Annotated in this window: 4 protein-coding genes; 2 read left to right on the top strand and 2 right to left on the bottom strand. The window is 64.6% G+C overall.

Features of this window, described 5'->3' with window-relative positions:
* The coding region (locus AC1DJT_RS34515; RefSeq protein ID WP_476835849.1) for a methyltransferase at nucleotides 1-711 on the bottom strand (711 nt) is incomplete at its 3' end.
* A 439-nt stretch (nucleotides 712-1,150) separates the two neighbouring features.
* Between AC1DJT_RS34515 and AC1DJT_RS34510 the strand changes: the two genes are divergently transcribed.
* A complete protein-coding gene (locus AC1DJT_RS34510) occupies nucleotides 1,151-1,390 on the top strand; it encodes a hypothetical protein (protein WP_476771047.1) in 240 nt (79 codons plus the stop codon).
* A gap of 756 nt (nucleotides 1,391-2,146) precedes the next feature.
* On the opposite strand, the gene AC1DJT_RS34505 is transcribed toward AC1DJT_RS34510, so the two are convergent.
* Nucleotides 2,147-2,464: a hypothetical protein gene (locus AC1DJT_RS34505; RefSeq protein WP_441506891.1), complete on the bottom strand. Its 318-nt coding sequence runs from the start codon at nucleotides 2,462-2,464 to the stop codon at nucleotides 2,147-2,149.
* A 284-nt stretch (nucleotides 2,465-2,748) separates the two neighbouring features.
* Between AC1DJT_RS34505 and AC1DJT_RS34500 the strand changes: the two genes are divergently transcribed.
* On the top strand, nucleotides 2,749-4,866 hold a 2,118-nt coding region (locus AC1DJT_RS34500; RefSeq protein WP_476835848.1), incomplete at its 3' end, for a calcium-binding protein.

The following is a 4,866-nucleotide window of genomic DNA, read 5'->3' as shown; positions in this document are numbered from 1 at the left end:
GGGCAGAGCATCGGCGAAGAAGTCGCCCCCCACCGCCGCGACCCGGTCGCTCAGGCCCGCCTGTTCGATCCGGCGCAGGGCGATCGGCACGACCTTCGGGAGATCGAAGCTGGTGCAGCGCATATGCGGATGCGCGGCCGCGACCATGCAGGAGAGCTGCCCGGTCGCGCCGCCGACATCGCAAAGGCTGCTGAATCTTGAGAAGTCGAAAGCCTCCGCAAACAGTTTGAAATTGCCGGCCGAGATCCCGGACATCGCGTTCATGAACTGCTCGAGCCGCGCCGGGTCGGCATAGAGCGTGGCGAAGACGGATTCTCCGGAATGCCTGGTCTCGTTCTGCGGCTTGCCGGTTTTCAGAGCCTCGGTGAGGTCTCCCCAGAAGCGGAAGAGGCGCGCATTCGCCATTTCCAGGATGCCGCCGATATAGGCCGGGCTGTTCCGGTCCAGGAAGAAGGCGCTGTCGGGCGTATTCGCATAGCGCGCCCCGGGGCCGTCGCCGTCACGGTCGAGAAATCGGAGCGCGACCAGCGCATCGGGAAAATCCGGGATGGCGCGCGGACTGAGCTGCAAGGAAGCGGCGATCTCGCCAGCCGTCATCGGCTGTTTGGCGAGCGTCGTGAAAAGCCCCAGCTCGACGGCGGAAAGCAGCGTCTTCGAGGCAAAGAACCCCATCCCGACCTGCATGATATGCGACGGATCAAGCCCGGACATGATGGCCCTCGTGCTCGTCGGTATCGCCCCCGGGGAAACCACGGCCCCTGGCGATGCCGATCCTAGCACAGGTGGCCGCAAACCCCGCCGCATCAACCCCCTCGTCGGAAAGGCGCGCGGCTCGCCTTTGGTCGATATTGCAACCCATGGGCGCATTCTGCAGGAATGAGCTGCAGCTTGCGATTCAGCGTCCAGGCCGAAGCATTATGCGGGCAGGAGGCTCGGGTCATGGCAGGCAAGGGGCGCAGAAGACTGCGCCGGGTCATGCGGGGTGAGCCGATCCGCGGATGCCGCCAAGGCCATCTCYGTAATGCCCGGCGAAATCGTCCGGCTGATCAGCCGGGCCCGCCAAGTCGCGCGATGCGACAGATCAGATGCAACCCCTCGATATCACCAATGGAGCGCTCGGAGCGTTCTGCGGACAGGAAATGGGGGCATCGTGAATTTTGCTAAGTTACGAGCGCTTGTCCCGGCTTATGGGAGCAGGTTTAGAGAACTTGCCATAGCTCATGAGAAGAGTTTCAGGGTGCTGTTTGGTTCCGCATTTATGATGGCTTTGGCCTTGCCGTATCTCATTATGTTCCATGTCGAATCTTGGGGTGATACTTTACAGTTTTCGACCTTTATGGGTGTGAGCGCGGGGGTGGGATCGCATCTGGCGGATAAGGTCGTCTCCTGATCGTTGCGGCTACTGGTGGCCCTTGGCGGGCGGGGCCAGTTTGCGTTGGAAGGGCCCAGGGGAGGTCGCCCCGAGGCTGCCCAGGGACCGTTGGGTCGTGACACCGGTTCTGACCCGGCTTCCCTGAAGCCCGCCGCCAGCCGTCTGGCTGTCATTCCAGTATTCGCGGCGCGCGCTGGCATTCGGGGTAGGGAGCGTCAAGAAATCGACCTACGATTGCATTTCGGTGCCGCGTTTCGGGTGTGGCGCTTAAGCAACTGCTGCCGAATACTTGCGCCTCAAAAGGTCGAATTCATGCGTTTCTGCTTGTCCTTTGCCGGCAACGGCGCGAGCCTCCGCCCCGTCGTTGAGTGCGTGAGGGAGTTTGCCCATGAATGCGCAATCAAGATCTGACCTGACGATGACCCGTTGTCACTGGGTTCTGTTCCGGACAGCGATCGTCGTGATCCTCGCAGCAGCCGTGTTGGCGCCGCTGACCCGGTGACGGGACAGCGCCGGCACAGTCCTGGATAAGATGCCCCGATCCGGCAGGCATATCTGGATCGGGGCCATGATCGCGATCATTCTCGTGTTCTACGCGTTCACGCATCCGTTCCGGATCGTCCTGCTCCGCGCGCTGGGCTATTGAGCGGCGCGGTGCTGACGGACGGCAGGATTGCGAGAACCGACATCGGCCCTCCGCGCCGCGCAGTCATGCGGCGCGCGGATTTGCAGCGCGGAGCCGGGCAGAGGAGCCCAGGCCCGACGCGACGTTGATCACGCTTCGGGCGCTCTCATCAGCCGCGGCCTTCCTGTCTCGGCGAAGGGATCGGCTGCCAGGGCGGCGGCGAGCGCGTCAGGCGGAACGAGCTCGCCGCCAAGCGTCTCATGGAAGGCGTGGGCGAGGCTCGCCTCACGAAAGCAGACCCGTATGGCGCCCTTGTCCCGCTTCACCGAGACGGCGCGGTACGTGATCTTCCAGCGCTCGAGCCAAGCGTCCATCTCCTCGAGCCTGCAGAGGAAATCGTCACCCTCGGCAACGACCAGGACCTGATGTCGCCAGGGCCTTATGGCCGGTTCACCACCCTCAACCATCGCGTCACCCTCAACCCGGTCGCAATTCGGCCATACCCGCCGTTCTTCGCGGTCAATGGTCCATCCTACATCCGCCAAACTGACATTTCGCTGACAGGACCTGTCAGCTTCGCGCGCGAGGGCTGCTGATAGACAGCGCCACTCCCAAGCGGGGCCGAACCTCGCCCGCTTGATCGTGACGAGACGGCGGAGGACGGACTCGCCCAGATCCGAGCATCAGCGTCCGCCCGCCAAGAAAAGTCCGTGGGCTCCTAGGGGCATTTCCACCAATTCGGAGCAGGATCATGGCCAATATCGACGGCACAACGGGAGACGACACGCTCTTCGGAACGGAAGACGCCGACCTCATCCGTGGTTTGGCGGGCGCCGATTTCATCCTCGGCTTCGGCGGCAATGATACGCTCGACGGCGGCGGCGATGACGATCAGCTGGCCGGCGGAGGCGGCGCCGACGTGCTGCAGGGCGGCGCCGGCAATGACACGCTGGCGGGCGACTCCAATTTCGAGATCGCAGGCGCCGACATGCTGACCGGAGGCGGCGGCAATGACCGGTTCGAATGGGACCCGTTCGGCGGAACCTCGACCGCGGCCCTGACCGATATCGTCACCGATTTCCAGGGCGCCGGAAACGCCATTGGCGACACGCTGGAGTTCGACGCCTTCAGCCCCGCGACGCGTTTCAGCTTCGGCGGGCAGCTCAACGCCATGCCCACGCTCGGCAGCGCGATCGGGACCAGCGGCGATGGGCTGGCGGCCATCTCCTATGCGTTCAACGGCGGCAACACCTTTGTGCTCGCCGACAGCAACGACAATGGCAGCTATGACGCGGGCGATCTCACGATCCGCCTCAACGGCCAGCTCAATCTCGTCCAGTCGGATTTCGGCAGCACGCATTTTGTGATCGCCGGCGGCAATGGCGCGGATACGCTGAACGGCACCCAGGGGAACGACACGATCCTGGGGCTTGGCGGCAACGACACGATTAATGGCCGCGGCGGCGACGATAACATCGAAGGTGGCAACGGCGCTGACACGCTGACGGGCGGGGACGGCAACGATTTCATCCAGGGCGGCAATGGCGCCGACACGATCAATGGCGGCGAAGGCCGCGACTTCCTGACAGGCGATGCCGGCAATGACACGATCGATGGCGGCGCGGGTGATGACGGCGGGCTGGCGGGTGGCGACGGCAACGATACGGTGTCCGGCGGTGCCGGCGACGACAATGTCGACGGCGATGATGGGGCCGACACGCTTTCGGGCGGCATCGGCGACGACGACATGTTCGGCGGCGACGGCGCCGATGCGATGTTCGGGGACGCCGGCGCCGACGAATTGTTCGGTGGCCGGGGCAGCGATCAGTTGAGCGGTGGCGCGGGCGCCGACGAGCTGGAAGGCGAAGAAGGCGCCGACCGGATCGAGGGCGGCGGCGGCAACGACCAGTTCAACTTCAACGCCGGCGCCTTCCAGCCGGATTCGAGCTTCTCGGTGCGCGATTTCGTTGCCGATTTCCAGCGTGCCGGACTGGCCGACGGCGATGTGCTCCAGCTCTCCGGCGGCGATTTCGCCTGGGTCGGCCAGATCGAGGCCAATCCACGGATCGGAGCGGCCCTGCCGGGCGGCGGCGATGAGCTGACGCAGCTGGGTTATATCCAGCGTGCCGGCAATACGTTCCTGGTGGCCGACACCAATGATGACGGCCTGCTCGATGCCGATGATTTCACGGTCGAGTTTGCCGGCCTGCAGAGCTTCACGACCGGCGATTTCACCAACACCGACTTCGTCATCGCCGGCACGAATGGCGATGATGTCATTACTGGCACGCGGGACGATGACCGGATCTTCGCCRCTGGCGGCAATGACCAGGTCACCGGGCTTGGCGGCAGCGACGAGATCCATGGCGGCGCCGGCGACGATATCCTCGATGGCGGYCCGGGCGGCTTCGACAATCTGTTYGGCGASGCGGGCAAYGACCGRYTGACGCTSGCGACCAGTGACGGCGGCGGCGTCGCCTCGGGCGGCGAGGGCGACGACGTCCTCTTCGGCAGCGACAGCTCCTTCAGCAATTTCGACAACAGCCTGCAGGGCGATGCCGGCAATGACGAACTGCATGCCGGCGCGGTCGGCTCGGGCATGAACGGGGGAGGTGGCTCCGATCGGCTGGTCAGCGGTGTGGCCGACGACCAGATGGAGGCCGGCCGCGACGAGTTCGGCTTCGATCTCGACAATGCACAGGACCTCTTCGTCTACAGCGGAACCGGGCGCTGGAGCACGGAGGGCAGTTTCTTCGGCGACACGGTCTCCGGCTTCCAGGACGGCTCGGACCTGTTCGACCTGCGCGGCAGCGGCCTGCAATTCGCCGACCTCTCGATCGTCAACGAGGACTTCCAGACGACGATCACC

The organism is Allobosea sp. 05T422_2 (assembly GCF_056396265.1).
Note: the sequence above shows the minus strand (reverse complement) of the source record. Positions and strands in the feature narration are given on the sequence as shown.

What these genes read in the sequence shown, in the direction of transcription:
- AC1DJT_RS34505 (WP_441506891.1), bottom strand. Translation starts at nt 2,464, where the DNA reads ATGGTTGAGGGTGGTGAACCGGCCATAAGGCCCTGGCGACATCAGGTC.